Below are 22,911 nucleotides of genomic sequence, written 5' to 3'. Positions count from 1 at the left end.
ATTACTGATGTTAGTTTAATCGTTATCACTTTCAGCAGACGCGGTCTGCTCGCGAAATTCAGACGGAGTTATTCCCGTATACTTCTGGAACACCTTCGAGAAGTAGCGGCGTTCTGAATATCCGACCGTAGCACCGATATGAGTTATGCTCTTATCCGTCATGCGCAGCATGGACTTCGCCAGCTTGATCCGCTGCTTCGTCACGTATTCCACGAACGTTTCGCCGAAGTGAGTTTTGAATAACAAGCTGAAATAACTGCAGCTAATACCGAGATAGTCAGAGATTTCATCGATTCCGATATCCGAACTCAGATTACGGTGAATGTAATCCTTCGCGGAAATCATAAGCAATTCGCTCGATTTCTTATTCATCGCGTGTTCTTTCGTATGGTTGATCAGCTGCGTAATGACATTGTTCAAATCTTTGACGCTAACGCTATGCTGCAGCCTGTTCCATATCGCTTCTTCTTCTTGGGAACTGACAAGCTCGAGTTCCCTCATCTCGCGCAGCAGATGAATGATGACATAATGAAGAAATTTCTCAACCCGCATCACGGATTGCTCTGGCATCAGCAGCAGGCCGGATTGAAGCGATTGCAAGCTCTTCTCCACCTTGCTCTTGTCGTTCTGCTTCATGCCCGATACGATATCTTCAACAAGCTGCCACTCAGAGACGGAAGCCGCTTGACGCGCATTGGAACCTTCGTCCACCTGCACCAGCTGTTCATCGTCGGGATAGAGCACCAAGGAACGCTGCAGCCGCTTATACGTATTGGCAAGACCGGCAAGCTGAATCGGGCCTTTGTCCCAAGCTAGGCTAACCGTTAGCTTGACATGCTCGCGCACCGCCCGTTGGAATAGGCATGCCCAGCGAGCCATGTCGTCTTGAGACACTTCACAGCATTCTTTGGAATATTGCATCAGGACGCACCATTCCCCTTCACGCATCTGCAGCACCGCATAGTCCAGCCATTCACCTGTTATTGCATCCTGCAAAACGTTGCGCACTGCAAAATTCCATAATTTGCGCTCGTTATCACTCCATGATACGGTATGCTGCACATATCCGTCCAGATCAATTAATAGCAACGCGTAGTCCATTTGATCCGCCTGCAGCCCGTCATCTGCGATCACGTAAGGGGGGGCTCCCGCCGAGAACCCCATTAAGACGTCGAACATCATCTTCTCGTAAGCAAGACTAATTACCTTGCCCCAGCGTCGCTCTGACCTGTTCTTCTCCTGTTGGCGCGAGCGCACCAGATCGGCAATCGTGCCTACGGCATGCTCCAATTCCTCATAATTAATCGGCTTCAATATGTAGTCCCGCACACCGTGCTGCAAGGCAATTCGTGCGTATTCGAATTCCTGATAGCCGGTGAGCATCATCACTTCGGCTTCGCTGCCCATTTTACGGATTTCCCGCAAAAATTCCATACCATCCATCACAGGCATGCGAATATCGCACAAAATAATGTCCGGATCACGCTGACGGACGATATCGAGCCCTTCCGCTCCATTGCGTGCCGTACCGACGATCTCCACCTTCATTTCTCCCCAGGGGATAACCATCTTCAAGTTATTTAAAATATGAATCTCATCATCGATTAATAACGCTTTCACACTCATTCCGCTTCACCCTGTTCATATTTCGGTATAATGCATCGGATTATCGTCCCCTTGCTCGGGGCCGAACAAATAAACAAGCCATATCTTAATCCGTATGTAATACGGATGCGGTCTGCCACACTGCGCACGCCAAGCCCTCTGCGCTCCGTATTGTAAGTCTGTTCCACAATCGGCAGCAGCGCCTTCTGTTCATCGGACTGCATATATTGGAACTTCTTCAGCTGTTCATTAGACATCCCTAATCCATTATCCTCAACATCGATAAAAATGCGTTCAGCGTCATCGTATGCGGAAATGCGTATCCAGCCTGTATGCGTAATTCCGTCGAACCCGTGCTGGATGCAGTTCTCCACCAGAGGCTGCAGCGTCAGCTTCAATATTTGATTATTCAAGATATCGTCCGGAACATCAATTTCAAAGTTAAATAAATCTTCAAAGCGGAATTTCTGGATTTCCAAATAGCTGCGCAAGTAAGCCAGCTCTTCCCGAATCGTAATCTCTTCCTTATCCTGAATGCTGGTCCGCAGTATGTTGCCGAGGCGGTACACCATTTGGCTTACTTTGCGTCCTTCGTTCTGAATAGCGAGCGCATTGATCGATTCAAGCGTATTAAAAATAAAATGCGGCTTAATCTGGGCCTCCAGCACGCGCATCTCCGCCATGTTCTTCTGCTTCTGTTCCTGCTTGACCTGGTCGATGAGCCCAGACACTCGCTCGGTCAACTGGTTGAACCCTTTAGCAAGAGCCGTCATCTCGTCGTTGCCCTTTTCCTCTACCCGAACGTTCAATTCTCCCGTTTCAACCCGGCGCATGAACCTAACGATCCGGTTGACCGAGTTGGTAATCCGGTTCATGAACAAGAGAAAGAACAGCAAGGCCGCCACGACGCAGGCAAACATAATAATCGCCACCCATATCCCGAAATCGACCATTTCTTTCGTCAGCATTTTCCACGATGTCACTGAGACGATATACCAATCGAAATCTTTCAATTTATAGGTGGATATTAGACTTTCCTGACCGTTAAAATCGGTTTTGTAGCTGTTGTATAGCGATGTGCTGTTAGCGATAGGCTCAATGACGGACTGCAAATTACTCAGCTTATGTTCATTGTCGCTCTCATACAATATGTTGCCATTGCGGTTCACAAGATAGAATAACGGGGAATTGGGGTTATCCCACTGGAACTTGTTAAATATCGAATCCAGCTCCCAATTCTTCACCTGTACGACGAGCACGCCCAGATTCCGCAAGGAGCTCATGCTCTTAATAACTCTTATCTGGGTGAAGCCGTCTTCATTGCCTGTAATCTCGGGGTATTCATTAGGCCCAATCCATAATGGGGCTCCTCTTCTCTTCAGTACGTTCTCGTAAATTTCATGCTGCTCAAATTGCTCGAATGGGAGCGCTTTAAATCCTTGCTTATCAAATATAGGCACGACTTGTTGCCAGTTCGAATCGCTGCGAGTGTTGTATAAATAGGCAAAGTTAATCGATGGATGATTGTATAGCAGCATGCGGAAATTTCGCTGATTGGCGTTCAGCTGCAAATAATCGGCTTTGGCTAAATTCTGCTCCCGAGGGTTGCGGGCCGATAGTGCGCCCTCAAACACGGAGCTGCCTATGCCGAGGTCGGTTACCCTGTCCATCTCCGAGAACAGGTAACTGACGCTCTTGCCTGTCGCTTTCAGCGAAAGTTCCGCTTGCTGGTTATATTTCTCTTCAAGCATTTGAAACGCGATCCAGAAGGTTAACGTGCCGAGCAGCAGGAGCGGAATGATAATGAGTGTGACAAATGCAGTCATGAGCTTAAATCGCAGGTTCATCCCATTTCACAGCTCCATCCGAGTAAATTAGCCTTTAACTCCGCCTGCCGTCAATCCTTCAATAATCTTCTCTTGCAGGATGGCGTATATGACCATGACCGGAACGACGCTGTATACAATTCCCGCCGACATTTGAGCGTAGTTGATATTGTAGGCGTCCCGAAATCCGACCATACCGACCGGAAGTGTCTTGAGCGAATCCTCCGACAAGAAATAGTTAGCTAGCAAGAACTCGTTCCAATTGCCCAGGAAATTAACGATGAATACAGTTACTAAGGCTGGAACCGTTAATGGCATTATAATTTTAACAAATATCGAATGGGCCCTCAACCCGTCCACGACAGCAGCTTCCTCAATCTCTGTTGGCAACGAACGCATGAAGGCGGTCAGGATGACGATCGTAAACGGTATCGAGTTAGCCGTATAGGGAACTAGCAGCGCCCAGTGCGTATCAAGAAAGTTAAACTGCCGCATCAGATTGTAGATAGGAAGCAGCAATGCGTTGCCCGGTATGAGAATACCGATCAGAATCAGCTGGAATAACCACGGGCTAAGCTTGTTGAACCTCATCCGCGTAATGGCAAAGGACGCCATCGATGCGATCAGAATCGTTGCGACCGAGGCGACAACGGCGATGTACAGACTGTTCAAAAAGTACGTGCTTATTTTGGCGTTGACCCAAGCATCCGCATAGTTGCTAAATTTGAATTCTGTCGGTAGCCCGAACGGATTGCTGGCAATTTCCACGTTGTTTGCTTTGACAGACGAGAACAAAACAAAAAGAAACGGGAATAGAATAACGGCGAGATAGGCAAGCAATACGACGTGATTCATGCTGCTTTTAATTTTTTTGACCATCAGTATTCGATCCTTTCCGTTCTTTTTGCGACCAACAGCTGATACAACACGGTAATAATAAGCGTAAAGATAAAGATGAGCACGGCGATGCTGTTGCCGAAGCCGTATTTAAAGCTCTTGATGGAATGCTTCAACATATAGGTCGCCATCACGTCCGTTGCCCCGGATGGTCCGCCCTTCGTCATGACGAGCACGATATCAGCCGCTTTCATCGCGCCGGCCACGGACAACATGATGACGACGGAAATGATCGGCATTATGAGCGGAACTGTAATTTTCCTAGCCCGCTGCCACCCCGTTGCCCCGTCGATCATGGCTGCTTCGTCCAATTCCTTGGGAATCGAGATAATCGCCGCTAGCACCATGACGATATAGAATCCCGTCCATTGCCATCCATTCGTGATTAATATCGATATCATTGCCCAACTGCGATCAGAAAGCCAGTAAATTTTGTCTATGCCGAACAATCCCAAGAAGTTGTTCATCAATCCAATGTCTGGCTCATAAATAAATCCCCACAAAATACCTATAACCGCTGTAGACATGACCGAAGGGGCAAATACTGCCGTTTTGTATAAGCCTTTGAGCTTCTTGACATTAGCGATAAGAAGTGAAAACAAAATAATGATTGGAACCTGGATAAACACGGAAAACAAAATAAACAAGCCGTTATTTTTAACCGCTATCCAGAAATTCGGGTCGTTCATCGCCCGTGAGTAGTTAGCCAAGCCCGTGAATTTCACGACGTTGGAAATGCCGTTCCAGCTCGTAAAGCTATAATAGGTGGCATTAATTACGGGATATATAAAAAACAAAGTAAACAAAAACATCGTCGGAAGCAAAAATAAAATATAAGTGACTGGATTTTTTAGCGCTTTGTTCATCTCGTACCTCCATACTCCAGATAGTAGGCATCATGTCTCTATTTAAATTCAGCACCACCCGGCCATTTGCGAGTGGTGCTGAATCGATTGAATCAGAGGCAACAGATTATTGAGCAGCGTCCGTTTCTTCATTGACTTGCTCTTGCACCTTTTGCATTGCTTCAAGCATCGCTTTTGGCTCTTTTACGCCTTCAATGACTTGTTGAATGCCGGTTCCAAGCTCTGTATTCACTTCGGCTTGCACCAGTGCGTCAAATGCAGGCCAAGTGTATTTCACTTCATTCATCCGCGCCAAAATTTCTTGCATCAACGGATGTTCGGCTACTTCTTTCATTTTGCTGTCTTCGATCTTCATCGAAGGAAGCATGCCGTCTTCTTTGAAAGATTGCAATTGAACATCTTCATTAAAGAAATTCTTAATGAACGATTTGATGGCTGCAAGCTTGCGCGGATCTTCCGCCGCTTTCGCAGAGAACGCATAACCGTTATTTGTATCCACCATGGAGCTTGTACCCTCGCCCTCTTTCAGAGGAGGCATCAGGAAAAATCCGAACTTGTCTTTTGTATCTGCTCCCGCCGTCTTCTCATCCGTCAATGCGGAGTAAGCCCAAGAGCCGTCGTACATCATAATAGCTTCGTCCGTGAGAAGCTGATTGCGCTGATTGTTGTATTCCAAGCCGAGCTCGCCCTTCTTGAAGTAGCCTTTCTTCACCCAATCCTGATGCTTCGTCACGGCTTCCACCATTCTAGGGTCATCCCATTTCGATTCGCCTGTTTTGAACCCGTTCGTAAATTCCGCTCCGGCATAATAAGCCCACAGGTTATTCGTCGTCATCAGCGGAACCCATGCATCCTTGGACGCTTGCGCAATCGGAACCTTGCCGTCCGCTTTGATTTTTTCGGCAATCTGCTCCATTTCAGCCAACGTCTTAGGCAGCTCTAACCCCTTCTCCGCGAAATACTTCTTGTTATAGAAGTAGCCTTCTATGGAGCCTCCTTTTGGCAACCCATAGATTTTCCCGTCGTGAGTCCATGGCGTCAATGAAACGAACTTGTCCTTGAGCCCCATCTCTTCCAGGATTGGCGTCAAATCGAGCACTAGTCCTTCTTTGGCAAATACTCCGACATCAGGGCTGCCGAATGCGTCGAAAATATCCGGTGGATTGCCCGCGGCCATTTCGCTTCTCAGTTTGTCCTTGCGATTCACTTCGCTCTCGACGCCGTCAAGCTTGATCGTCAGACCCGGATTTTCCGCTTCCGTGTTCTTCACGACAGCTTCCAAACGGCCGAAGCGATTTTTGTTGGAGTCCCCAATTTCAATGTGGCGCATCTTCATTTCGAACGGCTCAACCTTCTCCTCCGCCGGTTTATCGTTCCCTGCCTGCGGGCTTGTTGTTTCTTGTTTGCTGCTGCAGGCCGCCAGCACAGTGGATGCGATAAACAGAAGAGATAACAGCATGACCAGGCTCTTTTTCATATTTTGACCTCCCCATAAGTAATTGAATAATTACTACGCTTTAATTATAGAATGACTTCCAGCCCTTGGTAAGGACGACAAATTCATAATTAGGGGATAAAATTCTCCAATCGCCGAAGTGAATTGTGCACGTTGACAAAAAAGCCATCGTTCTTGCGTCCAGCAAGGCATTTTACACATTCGGCATGCTCTAATAAATTGTATGCAACCTCTCTCCTTGATGGCGGGTGCTCCAAAAACCGCTTTTGCCCACTATCCCAACTATTCAGAAAATGAGCACAATATCGAATATTCCAAGCCAGTACCGGGCCGTTCATTTCGCAATCTGAGTTAATGGGAGAATGGACAAAAGAGCATTTCGAGACAAGGTCGCGGGAACCCGTGAGACAGTTTTTAGATGAGCGCACAGAGCAGAAGCGGCGCAGTCTAGCGACCGCATCTCACAGAACGTAAGCATTCCTAAAAAAAGACGGCCTGCTCTGTCGCAGACCGTCCGTTGCAAATTGCTATTATTTCTTCTTCGTATTGAGGGACTCTTGGTGAATTTCCAGGAAGCGCGGTAAATTCATGCCTTCCAGCGTCTGGATATAGGTGTCCCAATCCTTGTCGAGATCCGCATCGCCAATGACGAAGCGGGCCATCATCTCATCAACATAATCGTTAATCGTCTTGGACAAGTCTGACAGTTCGGATGCCTGCTCGTCAGTGAAGAACAGCTGCGGCAGCGCCATGTCTGCGCTCGGTTTGTACGGATCGTAATTTTTCTTTGTTTCATTATATAGGATGACTTCAAGGCTCGTCTTGCCGTCATTCGGTACTGCCGAGCTGAGGCGAAGCTCGTTCGAGCGGTACGTCGGCGCCGTCTGCTCCCAATGGACGTTCTGGATCTGCCCGTATTCCTTCAGCTTCGTCCACTTGGCCGGCTTGCCGTTGATGCCGATCTCGCCTTCCGTCGCCTCGCGCCACTCCTCGCCCGGACGTCCGATCGTCGTGCGCAGCGATACTTCCTCGTCATAGAAGCCATCCGCCCAGCGGAACGCCACGTCTGGATGCTTGGAGTTTTTCGTAATAAGGTAGGCTCCAAGCGAATAGCCAAATGGATTATAAGCGGCATATTGTACACCGCTCGGACCTTTGAGTGCCGGAACAGTCACATAATCGAGCCAGCGTCCGCTCTCGCCAGCGATTTGTGTGAACACGCCCTGATGTCCGCCAAGCGCCGCTCCTAGAACGACGTCACCCGACGCTTCACCCAGCTTGAGCAGCTGATCGCTGTCCTGCGTGAACACCTGCGGATCGATAAGTCCCTCGCTATACAGCTTGTGCAAATATTTCAAGCCTTCGCGCCACTCCGGCTTATTGTAAGCAACCTCGACCTTGCCGTCCTGCACATACATATGAACGCGGGATTCGCTGAATGTCGAGTTGAAGACGAACGCATTCATAATAAATCCGTCGATGCTCGACAGCCATCCGCTTCCGCGTGGCGCACCGGATAGAACCACTTCATCCGCCTTGCCATTGCCGTTCGGATCCTTCTCCTTAAACGCTTTCAGGACGGTATAGAGCTCATCCGTCGTCGTCGGAACCTTCAAGCCGAGCTTATCAAGCCAAGGCTTGTATATCCACATCTTTTGTGCCATCGAGCAGTGGTAGCAATCGTTAATGCTTGGCAGCGCGTAGACGTTGCCGTCAGGAGCTGTAATCGCTGTTCCGAGCACTTCGTTATCGTCCAGAGCTTTCTTGAAATTGACGCTGTATTTATCGATAAAATCGTTCAAGGAAAGAAAGACGCCCTGCTTGCCGTAAATCATCTGCTGTGCCGGAGTGACGCCGAAAGACATGATGACGTCCGGATAATCTCCTGATGCGAGCATCAGATTCAGCTTTTCGCTCGCTGATTGCTGCGGCACAACAATCCATTCGACGTGCACATTCGTCTTCTCTTCGTACCACTTCGTAAATTCATTCGTTTCGAAGTTCTCTACCAAAGAGTTGGAAGGCACCATGACCTTAAGCGTCACTTTCTCCTTCACAATCGGAAACGTGCCCTTCTCCGTTACAATCGACTCGGTGTCCGCACCATTCTTCTCAGCTGCCCCGTTGTCGCCCCCGCCTGAACAGGCCGAGAGCAGGATCACTGTCATCATCATGACACTCAACAAAAGCGCGCTCCATCGTTTCATCCGCATTCATACTCCCCCTATAAATGAATGGTTGTCCATTTTGTGTGATCATCCTTTAATCGAGCCAATCATGATTCCTTTGACAAAATACTTCTGCACGAACGGATAAGCAGCGAGCAACGGCGCGGAGGATACGACGATTAATGAATATTTCAACAGCTCGCGCAAGCCTTGCCGGGCGGCTGCCGTCTGCACGTCACCGAGTGTCTCCTGACTTACCTGGTTCTGTATCAAGATGTCTCGCAGCACAAGCTGCAGCGGAAACAGCTTCTCCTTTTTCAAGAAGATGAGCGCATTAAAGTATTGGTTCCACTGATCGACACCATAGAACAATGTAACAACGGCGATGATCGGTCCGGATAACGGAAGAACGATGCGCAGCAGGAACATGAAGTCATTGCATCCGTCCATCTGGGCGGATTCAAGCAGTTCCTTCGGAATGCTCGTTCGAAAATAAGTCATCATAATCATAACATTCCAGACAGACAACGCCGTCGGTATGACCATCGCCCAGATCGTATCCAGCATTCCGAGTTCTCGTACGAGCAGATACGACGGGATTAGCCCCCCGTTGAACATCATTGTGAATACGAACAGAAGCGTGAACGCGCGCCGACCTTTAAAGTCGCTGCGGGACAACGGATAGGCAGCGAGTATCGTGATGAATAAGCTCACGACCGTGCCGAGCGCAGTATAGATTATCGTGTTTTGCAACCCCGTCCATACCATGCGATGACGGAATACCGCTTGATATCCTTCCAGTGAGAAATCCACTGGCCACAGCCACACCTTGCCCGAAATAACGGCGCTGGACGAGCTGAACGAAGCGCTCAGCACATATAGGAGCGGATAGAGGACGATGATGAGAAACAAACCTAGCACGGCGTTGTTTACGATATGGAACAGGCGATCACCTTTGGCAGCGGATAACGTGTCCATGGTCTGCCTCCTTTCGCATCACCATAAGCTCTCCTGCCCCGTCTTGCGGGCGGTGTAGTTCACCGTTACGATAAGCACCAGCGAAATGGCCGACTTGAACAGTCCGATAGCCGTGGCGTAAGAAAAATTCATCGCTTGCGACAACAGGCCGATCTTGTACACGTACGTATCGATCACTTCGGATGTCTTCAGGTTGAGCGGGTTCTGCATCAAATAAATTTTTTCAAAACCGGTTTCAAGCAGTTGGCCCGTATTCAGAATGAGCAAAATCATAGCGATAGGCAAAATGGCCGGCATATCGATATGCCAAATCCGCTTTGTCCGTCCAGCGCCATCCAATACAGCCGCTTCATGAAGCGCAGGATCCACCGTTGAGAGCGCTGCCAAATAAATGATGCAGGAAAATCCGATATGCTGCCATATGCCCGACCATACATAAATGGACTTGAAATATTTCATTTCGCCCATAAAATGTACTGGATCGATTCCGAACAAGCCGAACAACTGATTGATCATCCCGGTGCGCGGATCCATAAATTGCAGCAGCAATCCGACGAGGACGACGGTCGAAATAAAGTGCGGCGCGTAGCTGACCATTTGCACCGTATTTTTGAACCAACGGATGCGGACTGCGTTCAGACTGAGCGCAAGCAGCACCGGAAGCGGCGTACTGATGACAAGCGAGTAAATGCTGATGAACAGCGTATTCTCCATGATGCGCCAGAAATCATACGAATTGAAAAATCGCACGAAATGCTTCATTCCGACCCAATCGCTCGCCCACAAGCCCTTAACGACGTTATAATCTTTAAATGCAATTTGCGCGCCGACCATCGGCCCGTATTTAAAGATAACGACGTACAGAAGCGGGATGAGGAATAAAACGTACAACTGCCAGGAACGCTTCATATAAGCGCCCAACGCGATGGATGCTTTGCGGTCGCCACTGACTTCTGTTTCGGAAAGCGAACGCACTGTTTCTTGCTGTCGTTTTTCAGACAAGGACACACCTCCTGTTCCTCAGAATTTGATCCACCTTTGATATTTGCTTCGGCACGATTTAATGATGGCGCTTACAATCGGCAGTGTTGCTCTGCTGAACGGAAGCGCTTACCGTGTTAATCGTGCCCCTATTGTATGACGTGGCCGAAACCCGAGGAAAGAAGCGATTTTCACAATTTATTCACTTTTTTGGATTGTGCATTATTCCCTTTTTATATGCTTAACATTTTTCGATATTCGCTAGCGCTCATGCCGTGTTTGCGCTTGAAAGCCCGGCTGAATGAGTTGAGTGAATTGTATCCGACCCGCTCTGCTATTGCCGTCACAGGCAGTCCTTGCTTAATCATCGTTTTGGCCGCTTCCAGTCGCAGTTCTTCCACATAATCAGAGAAATTGATGCCGCGCTGTTCTTTGAAGAAGGCAGAGACGTACGCCTCGGACACGTGCAATTCATCGGCCACCGCCGTCAGAGAAAGTGAAGAATCGGCATAGTTCGCATGGATATATGCTGTCATATCTTCGAACAGCGTCTCGTTCCTGCTCCGCTTGCGTTCATGAACGAGGCGGCACATATGAACGAACTCTTGCTCGATTGAGTGGAACAGCTTGTGAAGATCCGTTCCTTTCTTCATTAGCTTCTGCTGGAATACCGTGGTCTCGACCAGCATGGCCGCATCTACTGTCTGCGACAGCTTCATAGCTGTCGAATATAAATCCATAAGCAGCCATTGCTTCATCATGCAGGACAGGTGCTGCTTCTCCCAATTGTCTATGCGAGTCGTATGAAGCACCTGCAGCAGCTCTTCTTCATTGCCGCCGCGAACCGCATGGATGAGACGCAGCTCGACATCCGGACTGTACACGTACAAATCTTCACGTCCCGATTCTTGTTCATCCCACCATGTCCATGCCGACTCAGCATCTCGCTCGAATACCGACTGCAGTTGCTGAGCTTGCTCTAGCGAACGCGGCACATCGAGACGTCTCGACACCATTCCGCCAATCGTACAGATCGGAGTAACATGCGATTGCTTCAGCCGCTTGCACAGCTCGTGCAGCGTATGTTCAATCTCTTGCTTGAAGCGAGCAGCCTCATCCTCCCGCGCTGTCTGTCCCTCCGCATGCGTGTTATAGAAGAGCAGCGCGACTTGGTCCTGCTCGATATCGTGTACGTCACAAGGCACGCAGGCCATACCGAACGCTTCATCCATGACAACGAGCCGCTTCAGCTCCATCTCATGCAGGACGGATGTGCTCCAATCGTCTCCGTGCCAGCCAAGCTGCAGCAGCGCAACCGCGTATCGGGAGGCGTTCCGCTCCAGACCCGCATGCTCAAGCGAGGATTGCAGCTGCTGCTCCGTCGCATAGCCGCCGCGAAGCCATTTATCGAACACAGCCATGCGCGCATATTCCTGACGCTCAGTAAGCTTCTGATCGAGCGTCTTCGTCGTCTCCAGCATCTCAGCGAACGCGTCGCGTAAATAAGCGAATATATCCGATCGTTTGCCACGCAGCAGCATGCCCGGCTTCGCGAACGTGTGCACGTATGAGTAGAGCCGCTCCAGCGGACGGCTGTTCCGATGCGACAACCATAAGGCGAGCAGCACGATTACAGCTAATGATATTCCGACGAGCGTGAACGTTGTACGCTTGATGGCATACACGCTTTTCAGGACGTTGGCCGCTGGCTGCGCCGCAATATACGTCCAGCCGGTCTTCTCCGAAGTAATTTGCGAGACGAGCATATCCTGTCCATCCATGTCTGTGCGGTAATGCGAATTACTCATGGACATGGAGCGAGAGATCAACTTATTTATGGAATCCTCATTACCATTCCCGATTGAGCCGATCATTTCACCTTGCTGATCAATAATGCGAACTGTGCCGCCTTGCTTCACATCGATGCTATGCAGTATTTTCTCGATTTCTTTATGCGGAATAAGCGCAACGACGGCTCCTTGATAATATCCCGGGTAACCGAGCGACCGAACATACGTAACCATCTGCTCCTCCGTCTGCCTGTAGCGCACCGTCCTCATGCCGATAAAATCCTTCGAATGAAAGGTCTTTAGCATTTCCTGCTTCCATTGCTCAACATCCCAATCTTTATACCGCAGCACATCACCGTAATAGGCGTCGATAGATTCCACCCGATGGGGTGAAATGACGAGCGAGCTGTTCTGAAAGATAACGAAATAATCCATCAAAAAACGGTTGCTGACGCTGTAATCGTCAAGCGCGCTGCGGGTCGCCATCACTTTGTACGTATTCGTGCCGGCAAATGGCTCCGACACCACTTGAAAGCCTTTGATTTTCGGATGATCGGCCACCTGTTGCACGATCGACTCCACTTCAGCGAACCGCGTTTCGAGCAAGGTCTGCGCTTGATTCAATGCTTTATCGTTCCGTTCCAGCACTTCCCGCTCCAGCACATCAATCGTCTCCCGGTAAGCAATCCATCCCGCAGTTAGCGTTAACATTAAGAAGAGCAAATAGGGCAGCAAAAAACGGATCCACAGCCTCCCCATCAGCTTTTTCGTCCAGATAGAGCGGAGACGCTCCTTTATGGAACCGCTTGCACGAATGGTTTGTTCGGATGATTTCGGCATGCAATAGGCCCCCATTCGGTTTTTTTGTTACTACCATATCAGAAAAAAACACAGCTGAACATAATTATGTGACATTTTTTTTATTTCACCTTTGAAGCAAGCTCCAACAGAGAATATACAGTAAAATGTTCGAATTGGGCAGTAAAAAGGCATCCGTTGCTTTTTTACTGGACACAATCCAATGCATGCAGAAAGAACAACGCAAAAAGGGCACTACCTCTCTTGAGATAGTGCCCCGGCTCCTATTTTGTATAAGAGCAATCAATGCTGCGCCGTTTCCATGCGCCCCTGATCGATAAGTCGCTGTGCCCGTTCCACTTCTTCTGCTGTCGGTGAAGGCACGCCCTCGAGTGGATATTTCTCACCGAGATGCTCCCATTTGTATACGCCCATCTGGTGATATGGCAGGATGTCTACCTTCTCAACGCCTTGCAACGATCCGATGAAGCGTCCGAGTTCTAGCAAATCCTCTTCGGCATCATTAATCGTCGGCACAAACACATGGCGAATCCACATTTTCTTCCCGTGATCCGATAACCAACGCGCCGTTTCCAGCGTCCGCGTATTCGGAACACCGGTGAGGGACATATGCTTCTCGTTGTTGATATGCTTAATGTCGAGCAGCACGAGATCCGTCAAATCATACAGGTCCGCAAGCTTTGTGACATCATTAACACCGTTCGTATCGAGTGTTGTATGCAAATCCCAACGTTCCTTCACTAGCCGGAACAGTTCCTTGACGAATGGCCCTTGCAGCGTCGGTTCGCCGCCAGACACCGTCAAGCCCCCTCCAGAGCTGCGGTAATACGGCAAATAGGATTCGATTTCGGACAACGCTTCTTCTATCGTCATTTCTTTTCCGTCATTCAAACTCCATGTATCGCGATTATGGCAATATTGGCATTTTAACGCACAGCCTTGCATGAATAATATGAAGCGAATTCCTGGCCCATCCACCGTGCCGAACGTTTCTACAGAATGTATGCGTCCAATCATCGTATCACGGTCCTTTCTCTATTGCTTTCCACGAGGTCATTCATACATATCAACATATGTCTAGTGAAAAAGCAAGAGGGGGCGCCCTCCCGGAAAACACCGCAAGGTGCGTTGCTCGGGTATGGCTGCTCCCCCTCCTTCATTATTCACATATGTTGCTGTCTTAATTCGGTTACATCGAACCGTGGAATGTACGGTTAATGACATCCATTTGTTGTTCGCGAGTCAGCTTGATGAAGTTAACCGCATAACCGGACACGCGAATCGTCAGCTGTGGATAGTTCTCTGGATGTTCCATCGCGTCGAGCAATTGCTCACGGTCGAATACGTTGACATTCAAGTGATGCGCTCCGCTGCCGAAGTATCCGTCCATCATCGACGTAAGATTGGATTTCCGAGCGTCAAGCTCTTTGCCCAATGCTTTCGGCACGATGGAGAAGGTGTTCGAAATGCCGTCCAAGCTATGCTCGTAAGGCAGCTTGGCTACCGAGCTCAGCGATGCGAGAGCGCCCTTCTTATCACGACCGTGCATTGGGTTCGCACCAGGTGCGAACGGTTCGCCGGCTTTGCGTCCGTCAGGCGTTGTACCTGTTTTCTTGCCATATACAACGTTCGACGTAATGGTCAGAACCGATTGTGTCGGCAATGCGCCACGGTATGCTTTATGTTTGCGAATCATATTCATGAACGATTCAACCAACTCAATTGCAATACCGTCTACACGGTCATCATTGTTGCCGTAGCAAGGGTAGTCGCCTTCAATTTCGAAGTCAACCGCGATGCCTTGCTCGTTGCGGATTGGTTTGACTTTTGCGAATTTAATGGCGCTCAAGGAGTCAGCCGCTACCGAGAGTCCTGCAATACCGCAAGCCATCGTGCGCAGAATCTCACGGTCATGCAATGCCATTTCGATACGTTCATAGCTATATTTATCATGCATGTAGTGAATGATGTTGAGCGTGTTCATGTACAGCTTCGCAAGCCAATCCATCATTTGCTTGAAACGTTTCACGACTTCGTCGTAATCAAGCACTTCGCTCGTAATCGCTGGCAGTTCTGGTCCGACTTGAGCGCCGGATTTTTCGTCTTTACCGCCGTTGATAGCGTACAGCAAGCATTTTGCCAAGTTGGCGCGAGCACCAAAGAACTGCATTTGCTTACCGATGCGCATTGCGGATACGCAGCAAGCGATACCGTAGTCATCACCGTAGAACGGACGCATCAGGTCATCATTCTCATATTGAATGGAGCTTGTTTCAATCGAAACCTTCGAGCAATATTTTTTGAACGATTCAGGCAGTTTCGTGGACCACAGTACCGTCAAGTTTGGCTCTGGAGCTGGTCCCAAGTTATATAAGGTGTGCAGGAAACGGAAGCTGTTCTTCGTGACGCGAGTCGTTCCGTCCATTCCCATACCACCGATTGATTCTGTAACCCAAGTAGGGTCACCACTGAACAATTCATTGTAGTCTGGTGTGCGCAAAAACTTAACGATACGCAGCTTCATGACGAAATGGTCAACCAACTCTTGCGCTTCTTGTTCTGTCAAGTTGCCTTCTTTCAAGTCACGTTCAATGTAAATATCCAAGAAGGAAGATACGCGACCAAGGGACATTGCCGCACCGTTCTGTTCTTTAACGGCTGCCAAGTAGCCAAAGTATACCCATTGGAACGCTTCTTGCGCGTTCACGGCTGGCTTGGAAATGTCGAAGCCATGCATTTCTGCCAGTTGCTTCAATTCGCCGAGTGCGCGAATTTGTTCAGAGATTTCTTCGCGGTCGCGAATGGTATCAGCATCCATTGCGTCCACTTCAAGGTTTTTCAAATCTTGCTTCTTCTGTTGAACTAAATAGTCAATACCGTACAATGCGATTCGGCGATAATCGCCGATGATGCGGCCGCGACCGTAAGCATCCGGCAAGCCCGTGATGATTCCAGCTTTGCGTGCTGCGCGCATTTCGGAAGTATATGCATCAAATACGCCTTGGTTATGCGTTTTGCGAATGTCTGTAAACATTTTAACAATTTCATCCGGCATTTTGAAGCCGTATGCTTCACAAGCGTCAATCATCATGCGAATGCCGCCGAATGGTTGAATGGAACGGCGGAACGGAGCATCTGTCTGAACGCCGACCACTTTTTCTTTATCTTTATCCAAGTAGCCCGGTTGGTGCGATGTGATCGTCGAAGGAGTGTTTACATCGACATCCCATACGCCGCCGCGGTCGCGCTCTTCTTTAGTCAGACGGCTTACAACTTCCCACAGGTCCTTCGTGTTCTGAGTCGGGCCCGCGAGGAACGCCTCGTCTCCATGATAAGGCAAAATGTTGTCATCAAGGAAGTTAGGCACATCTACGTGTCTTTGCCATTTTCCCATTTTGAACCCACGCCATGGATCCATTGTTTTTACTTCAGTCATGTTCTTTTCAATCACCGACATCGTAATCCCTCCATACATTTGATTATCTGTATGTGCTGTAAACAATCCAGAACGCTCACACCTAGCAATATCATGTATATACCCATTCATTGTAATGCCTAATCTTACATTTTGTGACGTTTTTCACTTTAGAAGCTGCAATTATTTTTCTTTCGCTTTTTACTTCTCCAGCGAAGCGTCACTTCCTGCTAAGTGCGGCTGACAAAGAAAGAAATAATATGCTTCATTTTTGTCTTCCCTTGCTGTGATTTAATTGTACCTCTTTTCACGTACAGTTAATGTGATTTATATCACAATATAGTTGTCCTCCATGAATTTAATCACATTTTATTGTTCAATTTTAGTTGAAAACAATGTCCGTGTTTTCATAATGACAGACAATAGCAGCGAAGAGGGCTGGACTCTTCGCTGCTGTATAAAGGAAAGGTGGATTAGGCTGTCATGCTTTCAGTTACTGCCTTCTTACTCGAACCGTCCGTAGAAGGCGTTGCGGTACACTTCCGCCAATTCCGTCACGAGCGGCAGCTTCGGATTCGCTGTCGTACATTGGTCTTCGAACGCGCGGTCTGCCAAGTAGTCTACGCGGGATTCGAAATCCTTCGCGTCGAAGCCGATGGCTTGGAACGATTCCGGAATGCCGAGCTCGCGGTTCATGTCGCGAATCGCCTTGATAAGGCTGTTCACGCCCTCTTCCGTCGTGCGGGCAGGCAATCCCAAGATGCGTGCGATTTCCGCGTAGCGCTCATCCGCCACGAAGTGGTCATATTTCGGGAACGAAGCGAACTTCGTCGGCTTTTTCGCATTGTAGCGAATGACGTGCGGCAGCAGAATGGCATTCGTGCGGCCGTGTGCCGTATGATATTGCGCGCCCCATTTGTGCGCCAAGCTATGGTTGATGCCGAGGAAGGCATTCGCGAACGCCATACCGGCAAGTGTCGAAGCGTTGTGCATTTTTTCGCGCGCCTTCGGACATGCTTCATGATGAGATTTCACTAGATTCGCGAATACGAGCTGGATAGCTTTAATCGCCAAGCCATCGGTGTAATCGCTCGCCATAACGGACACGTACGCCTCAATCGCATGCGTAAGCACGTCCATACCGGTGTCGGCTACCGCAGTTTTCGGCAAGCTGTATACGAATTCCGGATCCACGATGGCTACGTCCGGCGTTAATTCATAGTCAGCCAGCGGATACTTTGTGTTTCCTTTTTCTTTATCCGTAATAACGGTGAACGAAGTCACTTCCGAACCCGTACCGGACGTGGTTGGAATGGCCACGAATTTCGCCTTTTTGCCGAGTCGCGGATATTTATAAGTCCGCTTGCGGATATCAAGGAACTTCTGCTTCAGGTTGTCGAATTCCGTATCCGGATATTCATAGAACAGCCACATGCCCTTCGCTGCGTCCATTGGCGATCCGCCGCCAAGTGCGATAATACAGTCTGGCTGGAAGCTCTGCATCATTTCCGTACCGCGTTCAACCGTCTTGGTGGACGGATCCGGCTCTACATCGGAGAACACTTCGATAACGACCGGATTGCGGCGTTGACGCAAGTAGTATTCCAATTTTTCCACATAGCCGAGCTTCACCATCATCGGGTCGGTAACAATCATGACGCGGCTGATGTCCGGCATTTTCGCCAAGTATTGGGTTGCCCCTTTTTCAAAGTAGATTTTGTTTGGCACTTTAAACCACTGCATATTCACTGTACGCTTCGCCACCCGTTTAATATTGAGCAAGTTCACCGCCGTTACGTTCGAGGACGTCGAGTTGCGGCCGTAAGAACCGCAGCCGAGCGTCAGGGACGGAATGTTCGTGTTATACAGGTCCCCGATGGCGCCATGCGTGGATGGCGAGTTGACGAGAATGCGCCCGGTTTGCAAGCGGTCCGAGAACTTCGCAATAACGTCGTCATCGTTCGTGTGGACGACCGAAGAGTGGCCCATGCCGCCGAATTCAACGATTTCTGCAGCGCGGTCGATACCTTCCTGCGCCGTTTTCACCTTATAGCAGGCAAGCACGGGACTCAATTTCTCTGCGGACAGCGGATATTTCGGTCCGACACCTTCCAGCTCGGCCACGAGAATCTTCGTGTTGTCCGGCACATTGATGCCCGCCATCTCGGCAATCTTCGTCGCCGGCTGGCCGACAATTACTGGATTGACTGCACACGTTTCGGCTTTCATGGCACTACCCTGCAGCTTGCCGATTTCCTCTTTGCTCAGGAAGTAGCAGCCTTGGGACTGCATCAGCTTCTTCGTCTGATTGAAAATTGGCTCTTCAATGATAACCGCCTGCTCGGAAGCGCAAATCATCCCGTTGTCGAATGTTTTGGACAGAATCAGGTCAGTTACTGCTTGGTTCAGGTCTGCCGTCTTTTCAATGAAGCAAGGCACATTGCCGGGACCAACGCCAAGCGCCGGTTTGCCGCAGCTGTATGCGGAACGAACCATGCCCGCGCCGCCTGTTGCCAGGATGAGCGCTACCTCCGGGTGGTTCATGAGCGTGTTCGTCGCTTCCATCGACGGGAACTCGATCCATTGGATGCAATGTTCCGGTGCGCCATATTTCACAGCTGCATCATGCAAAATGCGAGCCGCTTCCGCGCTGCATTTCTGTGCCGAAGGGTGAAACCCGAAAATAATCGGGTTGCGCGTCTTAATCGAGATGAGCGCTTTGAACATCGTCGTCGATGTCGGATTCGTTACTGGCGTAATCCCCATCACGATACCGACTGGTTCGGCTATCTTCATGTAGGCGCCATTCGGATTGTCTTCAATCACGCCTACTGTTTTTTCATATTTAATGTGGTTAAAAATATACTCCGTAGCAAAGATGTTCTTCGTAATTTTGTCCTCGTATACGCCGCGGCCCGTTTCCTCCACAGCCATTTTCGCGAGATGCATATGTTTGTCTAAGCCTGCCAACGCCATTTGTTGAACCACTTTGTCGATTTGCTCCTGATCCATATCCATGAATGCTTCCTGCGCCTTCTTCGCGCGGTCAATCAGTTGCTGGATGTGCTTCTCGACATTTGCGGTTTGCTCTGTCTTTTTCTCTGTAGCTTTCACTTCTGGTTTCGTTGCCATTCTCTCCGCCTCCATTCAAGGACTAAGTGTGAACCTTAGACTTGGTTTCTCTCTTCATGTCTGTGTTTGGTCTGTTACGGCCTTATCCGAGGTTCATTTGCTTAACATTTATTGTGAATCATTTCACATATTCATTGTAACCGATGGTTTTAATTCGGTATGTGATCTACATCACAACGTAAACTTCTTTATGTTTTCTTTTTTCTTCTTATATTATATGATGATGATCACGGCATTTTCGCAAAAATGTAACTAATTTTTAACCTAATTAAATTGACATCTTTCGTTGGAACCTCCATGATAGTATTATCGTATAAAATAGTGAAACTTGTCACATGGAATACCTTGGGTCATAATAACTAAAAATTGAAATAGACAAATTGGAGGAGAATGGAGTGACTAACATCATGGAACGATTTCAAGAGCCTTGTAACACATCGTGCTTCTCGGACCAAAATGTGGAGCGTTTAATCAGTGTAGCCAAAGACCGCACTTATCCAGATAGCTCTCACCTGTTCTGGGAAGGCGACGTCTCCGACAAGCTGTTCCTGCTGAAGAGCGGCCGTATTAAGATTACGAAATCGACGGATGAAGGGAAAGAGCTAATTCTATACATGTATCAAGCTGGCGACTTGGTCGGTCAGGTAGATCCGTTTCATAGCACGAAGCACAACTTCACGGCCGAAGTGGTCGAGGAAGCCGATGTCTGGCTAATCGAACAGAAGGATATTGAAATTCTGATATGCCAGCACTGTGATTTTTCCATTGATTTCATGAAATGGATGGGTATCCACCATCGTCTAACCCAGACGAAATTTCGCGACCTAATGATGTACGGCAAGCCGGGAGCGTTGTGCTCAACCTTGATCCGCCTCTCCAATACGTATGGCGAAGAGCTGGAAGACGGCGGCATTCTCATCAACAAGAAGATTACACATACCGACCTGTCCAACATGATCGGAGCTACCCGCGAGAGTGTCAACCGCATGCTCAGCGACCTTCGCAAAAAAGGAGTAGTCGAGTACGAGAACGGCATGATCGTCATTCGCGAGCTCGAGCATTTACAGGAGATTTGCCACTGTGAGATGTGTCCGAAGGAGATATGCCGCATTTAATGGGCCACAGTTATAAGTTCTGTATCCTTAGAAATGAAGAAGAGGGGCGTCAGCCCCCTCTTCTTTGATTTACCGATAACATTATGTGTGTGTCACAAAAATACAATCGTCGTTAGGCAGTAATGCGGAACACATGAGCAATAGGAGCTTTATCCCCGAGCGCAGATAACGGGAGAGTAATCGATACTCCATCCTCTACACGGTTGAATTCCAGCATCTCATTTGTACCGACCAATTCCACTTTACCTACAGTGTCAGTGTACGGAATGAATACGTTTTCCTTAACAGGCGTATTGTCTGATGGGTACAAGTACGAGCAATATACCGTATCCCCTTTGCGGGTGAACGCACACTGCTTCGTGAAATACGGCGCACAAATTCTAGTGCCATAAACAGCCTCGCCGTAAGTCTTCATCCACGCGCCCATTTCCTTCATCCGGACAATAGCCCCTTCCGGCAGCCGTCCATCCGGCTGTGGACCGACGTTCAACGCGAGGTTTCCGCCTTTCGCCACGACTTCGAGCAAAATGTGCACGAGCTGCCGTGTCGGCTTATACTTATCTTCATATCTGAAGGAGAACGACGTGCCCATCGTAATGCAGCTTTCCCACGGAACATCCATCGGTCCTTCAGGGATCGTTTGCTCCGGCGTGATGATATTCTCGTACGGTCCGCCTACCGTCCGGTCGGCTGAAAGGAGCCACGGCTGTTGCTCGCGCGCACGATCGACGACTTCACCGAGGCGGATATCTTGCCATACTCTGCTACCTTCTCTCACCCATCCAGCATCCAGCCAGAGCACATCAATTCGACCGTATTTCGTCAATAATTCCATGATTTGCTCATGAGTGAATTGAACGAATTTTTCCCATAGCTCCGGATGCTCCTTAGGATTGTAAGACGGTCCGCGCCACGTCTTGTTTCCTCGTTCCATGTTAGGTGCCCAGTAAAATGGAGTGTGCCAATCCGCTTTGGAGAAATACGTTGCAATCGCCAATCCTTTGTCACGGAACGCATCGAACAGATGCTTGCAAATGTCAGCATATTTGTGCGAATGAAACGGCGTATCCGCTCCCGTACTCTTGTAATCAGTCGTTTTCGTATCCCACATACAGAACCCATCATGGTGTTTCGTCGTAAAAATCAAATATTTGAATCCGCCTTCCGCCGCCAAGTCGGCCCATACGTCCGGTTGGAAACGGACCGGATTGAACGTCTTGTTTAGATCGAAATATTGCTGCTTCAGCTCTTCGCCATCCACATCCCAATCGATTCCGTCCCGGGACCACTCTGCATCCTCGTCGCTAAGCGCCCAAGATTCCACTACACCCAATTGGGAATACGTTCCCCAGTGCATCATGAAGCCAAGCTTCTGGTCTTTGAACCATTCCAGACGCTCTTGCAATTGCGGGTCTTCCGGTTTCACCCATTCGTCTTTCGCACTGAAGTTGTGCACGCCTTGTTCGACTACTTGCTCTTCCTGTTGTGCATCGTCATGTTGTGTCGCTTCACTCATTTGCTTGTAACCTCCCATTATGGAACTGAACCAGCCGGTTCGAAATCAAAATGTTTCCGCTAACATGGTACATCCCTAGTAAACCAGATCAAGGAGGCCCGACGCAACATACAAATTTCTACCCCTTTACTTTTTTCACAAAATGCATATGTAAACCTAACATTTTCGGATCTGATCGATGAGAAAATGAAGTGCCGCCGTTCGCCACTGGCCCCGCTCCCCCCACACTTCCAGTTTACGGTATTATGTCACTTGCGCTTTAGCGCCACTCTCCCTCTGCGTCAGAAGACTGAAGCGTTTGTACCTTTGCGTCACATTTTCCTCTCACTCAGATTACTTTGCCGTTT

General features: G+C 48.9%; 14 protein-coding genes. 1 reads left to right on the top strand and 13 read right to left on the bottom strand.

Annotated features, from left to right (window positions below; genetic code table 11):
- Window positions 1–15 precede the first annotated feature (15 nt).
- From M3650_RS16845 to adhE, 12 genes are all read right to left on the bottom strand, one after another.
- Entirely contained in the window at window positions 16–1,626 is a 1,611-nt protein-coding gene (locus tag M3650_RS16845) for a response regulator transcription factor (protein ID WP_251576474.1), read from the bottom strand.
- A complete protein-coding gene (locus tag M3650_RS16840; RefSeq protein WP_251576472.1) occupies window positions 1,623–3,452 on the bottom strand; it encodes a sensor histidine kinase in 1,830 nt (609 codons plus the stop codon). The genes M3650_RS16845 and M3650_RS16840 overlap by 4 nt, the downstream gene beginning before the upstream one ends.
- Window positions 3,453–3,479: 27 nt before the next feature.
- Window positions 3,480–4,310, bottom strand: coding sequence for a carbohydrate ABC transporter permease (locus tag M3650_RS16835; protein ID WP_019422957.1), 831 nt, complete (start codon window positions 4,308–4,310; stop codon window positions 3,480–3,482).
- A complete protein-coding gene (locus M3650_RS16830) occupies window positions 4,310–5,194 on the bottom strand; it encodes a carbohydrate ABC transporter permease (protein ID WP_251576470.1) in 885 nt (294 codons plus the stop codon). The genes M3650_RS16835 and M3650_RS16830 overlap by 1 nt, the downstream gene beginning before the upstream one ends.
- Before the next feature lie 106 nt (window positions 5,195–5,300).
- Complete coding sequence (locus M3650_RS16825) at window positions 5,301–6,671, bottom strand: ABC transporter substrate-binding protein (protein WP_019422959.1); 1,371 nt, start codon at window positions 6,669–6,671, stop codon at window positions 5,301–5,303.
- Between the two features lie 509 nt (window positions 6,672–7,180).
- On the bottom strand, window positions 7,181–8,863 hold the full coding sequence (locus M3650_RS16820) for an ABC transporter substrate-binding protein (protein WP_251576468.1): 1,683 nt from the start codon (window positions 8,861–8,863) through the stop codon (window positions 7,181–7,183).
- A gap of 42 nt (window positions 8,864–8,905) precedes the next feature.
- The gene (locus M3650_RS16815) at window positions 8,906–9,796 is read right to left on the bottom strand and encodes a carbohydrate ABC transporter permease (protein WP_019422961.1); all 891 of its coding nucleotides are present in this window, start codon (window positions 9,794–9,796) and stop codon (window positions 8,906–8,908) included.
- 18 nt (window positions 9,797–9,814) lie between these two features.
- Window positions 9,815–10,798 carry an ABC transporter permease subunit gene (locus M3650_RS16810; protein ID WP_251576466.1) on the bottom strand — a complete coding sequence of 328 codons (984 nt, stop codon included), beginning with the start codon at window positions 10,796–10,798 and terminating at the stop codon, window positions 9,815–9,817.
- A gap of 212 nt (window positions 10,799–11,010) precedes the next feature.
- Window positions 11,011–13,407, bottom strand: coding sequence for an AraC family transcriptional regulator (locus tag M3650_RS16805; RefSeq protein ID WP_251576464.1), 2,397 nt, complete (start codon window positions 13,405–13,407; stop codon window positions 11,011–11,013).
- Between the two features lie 261 nt (window positions 13,408–13,668).
- Window positions 13,669–14,403, bottom strand: a complete 735-nt coding sequence (pflA, locus tag M3650_RS16800) for a pyruvate formate-lyase-activating protein (RefSeq protein ID WP_251576462.1) — start codon at window positions 14,401–14,403, stop codon at window positions 13,669–13,671.
- Between the two features lie 172 nt (window positions 14,404–14,575).
- Complete coding sequence (gene pflB, locus M3650_RS16795; RefSeq protein ID WP_019422965.1) at window positions 14,576–16,843, bottom strand: formate C-acetyltransferase; 2,268 nt, start codon at window positions 16,841–16,843, stop codon at window positions 14,576–14,578.
- A 462-nt stretch (window positions 16,844–17,305) separates the two neighbouring features.
- Window positions 17,306–19,933 carry a bifunctional acetaldehyde-CoA/alcohol dehydrogenase gene (gene adhE / locus M3650_RS16790; protein WP_019422966.1) on the bottom strand — a complete coding sequence of 876 codons (2,628 nt, stop codon included), beginning with the start codon at window positions 19,931–19,933 and terminating at the stop codon, window positions 17,306–17,308.
- 407 nt (window positions 19,934–20,340) lie between these two features.
- Between adhE and M3650_RS16785 the strand changes: the two genes are divergently transcribed.
- The gene (locus tag M3650_RS16785) at window positions 20,341–21,048 is read left to right on the top strand and encodes a Crp/Fnr family transcriptional regulator (RefSeq protein WP_026011201.1); all 708 of its coding nucleotides are present in this window, start codon (window positions 20,341–20,343) and stop codon (window positions 21,046–21,048) included.
- 112 nt (window positions 21,049–21,160) lie between these two features.
- On the opposite strand, the gene M3650_RS16780 is transcribed toward M3650_RS16785, so the two are convergent.
- Window positions 21,161–22,564, bottom strand: a complete 1,404-nt coding sequence (locus M3650_RS16780; RefSeq protein WP_251576460.1) for an alpha-L-fucosidase — start codon at window positions 22,562–22,564, stop codon at window positions 21,161–21,163.
- Between the last annotated feature and the right edge of the window lie 347 nt (window positions 22,565–22,911).

It is taken from the genome of Paenibacillus sp. MER TA 81-3 (genome assembly GCF_023713585.1).
Classification (GTDB): Bacteria; Bacillota; Bacilli; order Paenibacillales; family Paenibacillaceae; genus Paenibacillus_B; species Paenibacillus_B profundus.
Note: the sequence above shows the minus strand (reverse complement) of the source record. Positions and strands in the feature narration are given on the sequence as shown.

Bases quoted from the DNA above. Each gene is read 5' to 3' on its own strand.
- M3650_RS16785 (WP_026011201.1), top strand. From the start codon at position 20,341: ATGGAACGATTTCAAGAGCCTTGTAACACATCGTGCTTCTCGGACCAA.
- M3650_RS16840 (WP_251576472.1), bottom strand. From the start codon at position 3,452: ATGAACCTGCGATTTAAGCTCATGACTGCATTTGTCACACTCATTATC.
- adhE (WP_019422966.1), bottom strand. From the start codon at position 19,933: ATGGCAACGAAACCAGAAGTGAAAGCTACAGAGAAAAAGACAGAGCAA.
- pflB (WP_019422965.1), bottom strand. From the start codon at position 16,843: ATGTCGGTGATTGAAAAGAACATGACTGAAGTAAAAACAATGGATCCA.
- M3650_RS16830 (WP_251576470.1), bottom strand. From the start codon at position 5,194: ATGAACAAAGCGCTAAAAAATCCAGTCACTTATATTTTATTTTTGCTT.
- M3650_RS16845 (WP_251576474.1), bottom strand. From the start codon at position 1,626: ATGAGTGTGAAAGCGTTATTAATCGATGATGAGATTCATATTTTAAAT.
- M3650_RS16780 (WP_251576460.1), bottom strand. From the start codon at position 22,564: ATGAGTGAAGCGACACAACATGACGATGCACAACAGGAAGAGCAAGTA.
- M3650_RS16805 (WP_251576464.1), bottom strand. From the start codon at position 13,407: ATGCCGAAATCATCCGAACAAACCATTCGTGCAAGCGGTTCCATAAAG.
- pflA (WP_251576462.1), bottom strand. From the start codon at position 14,403: ATGATTGGACGCATACATTCTGTAGAAACGTTCGGCACGGTGGATGGG.
- M3650_RS16820 (WP_251576468.1), bottom strand. From the start codon at position 8,863: ATGCGGATGAAACGATGGAGCGCGCTTTTGTTGAGTGTCATGATGATG.
- M3650_RS16835 (WP_019422957.1), bottom strand. From the start codon at position 4,310: ATGGTCAAAAAAATTAAAAGCAGCATGAATCACGTCGTATTGCTTGCC.
- M3650_RS16825 (WP_019422959.1), bottom strand. From the start codon at position 6,671: ATGAAAAAGAGCCTGGTCATGCTGTTATCTCTTCTGTTTATCGCATCC.
- M3650_RS16815 (WP_019422961.1), bottom strand. From the start codon at position 9,796: ATGGACACGTTATCCGCTGCCAAAGGTGATCGCCTGTTCCATATCGTA.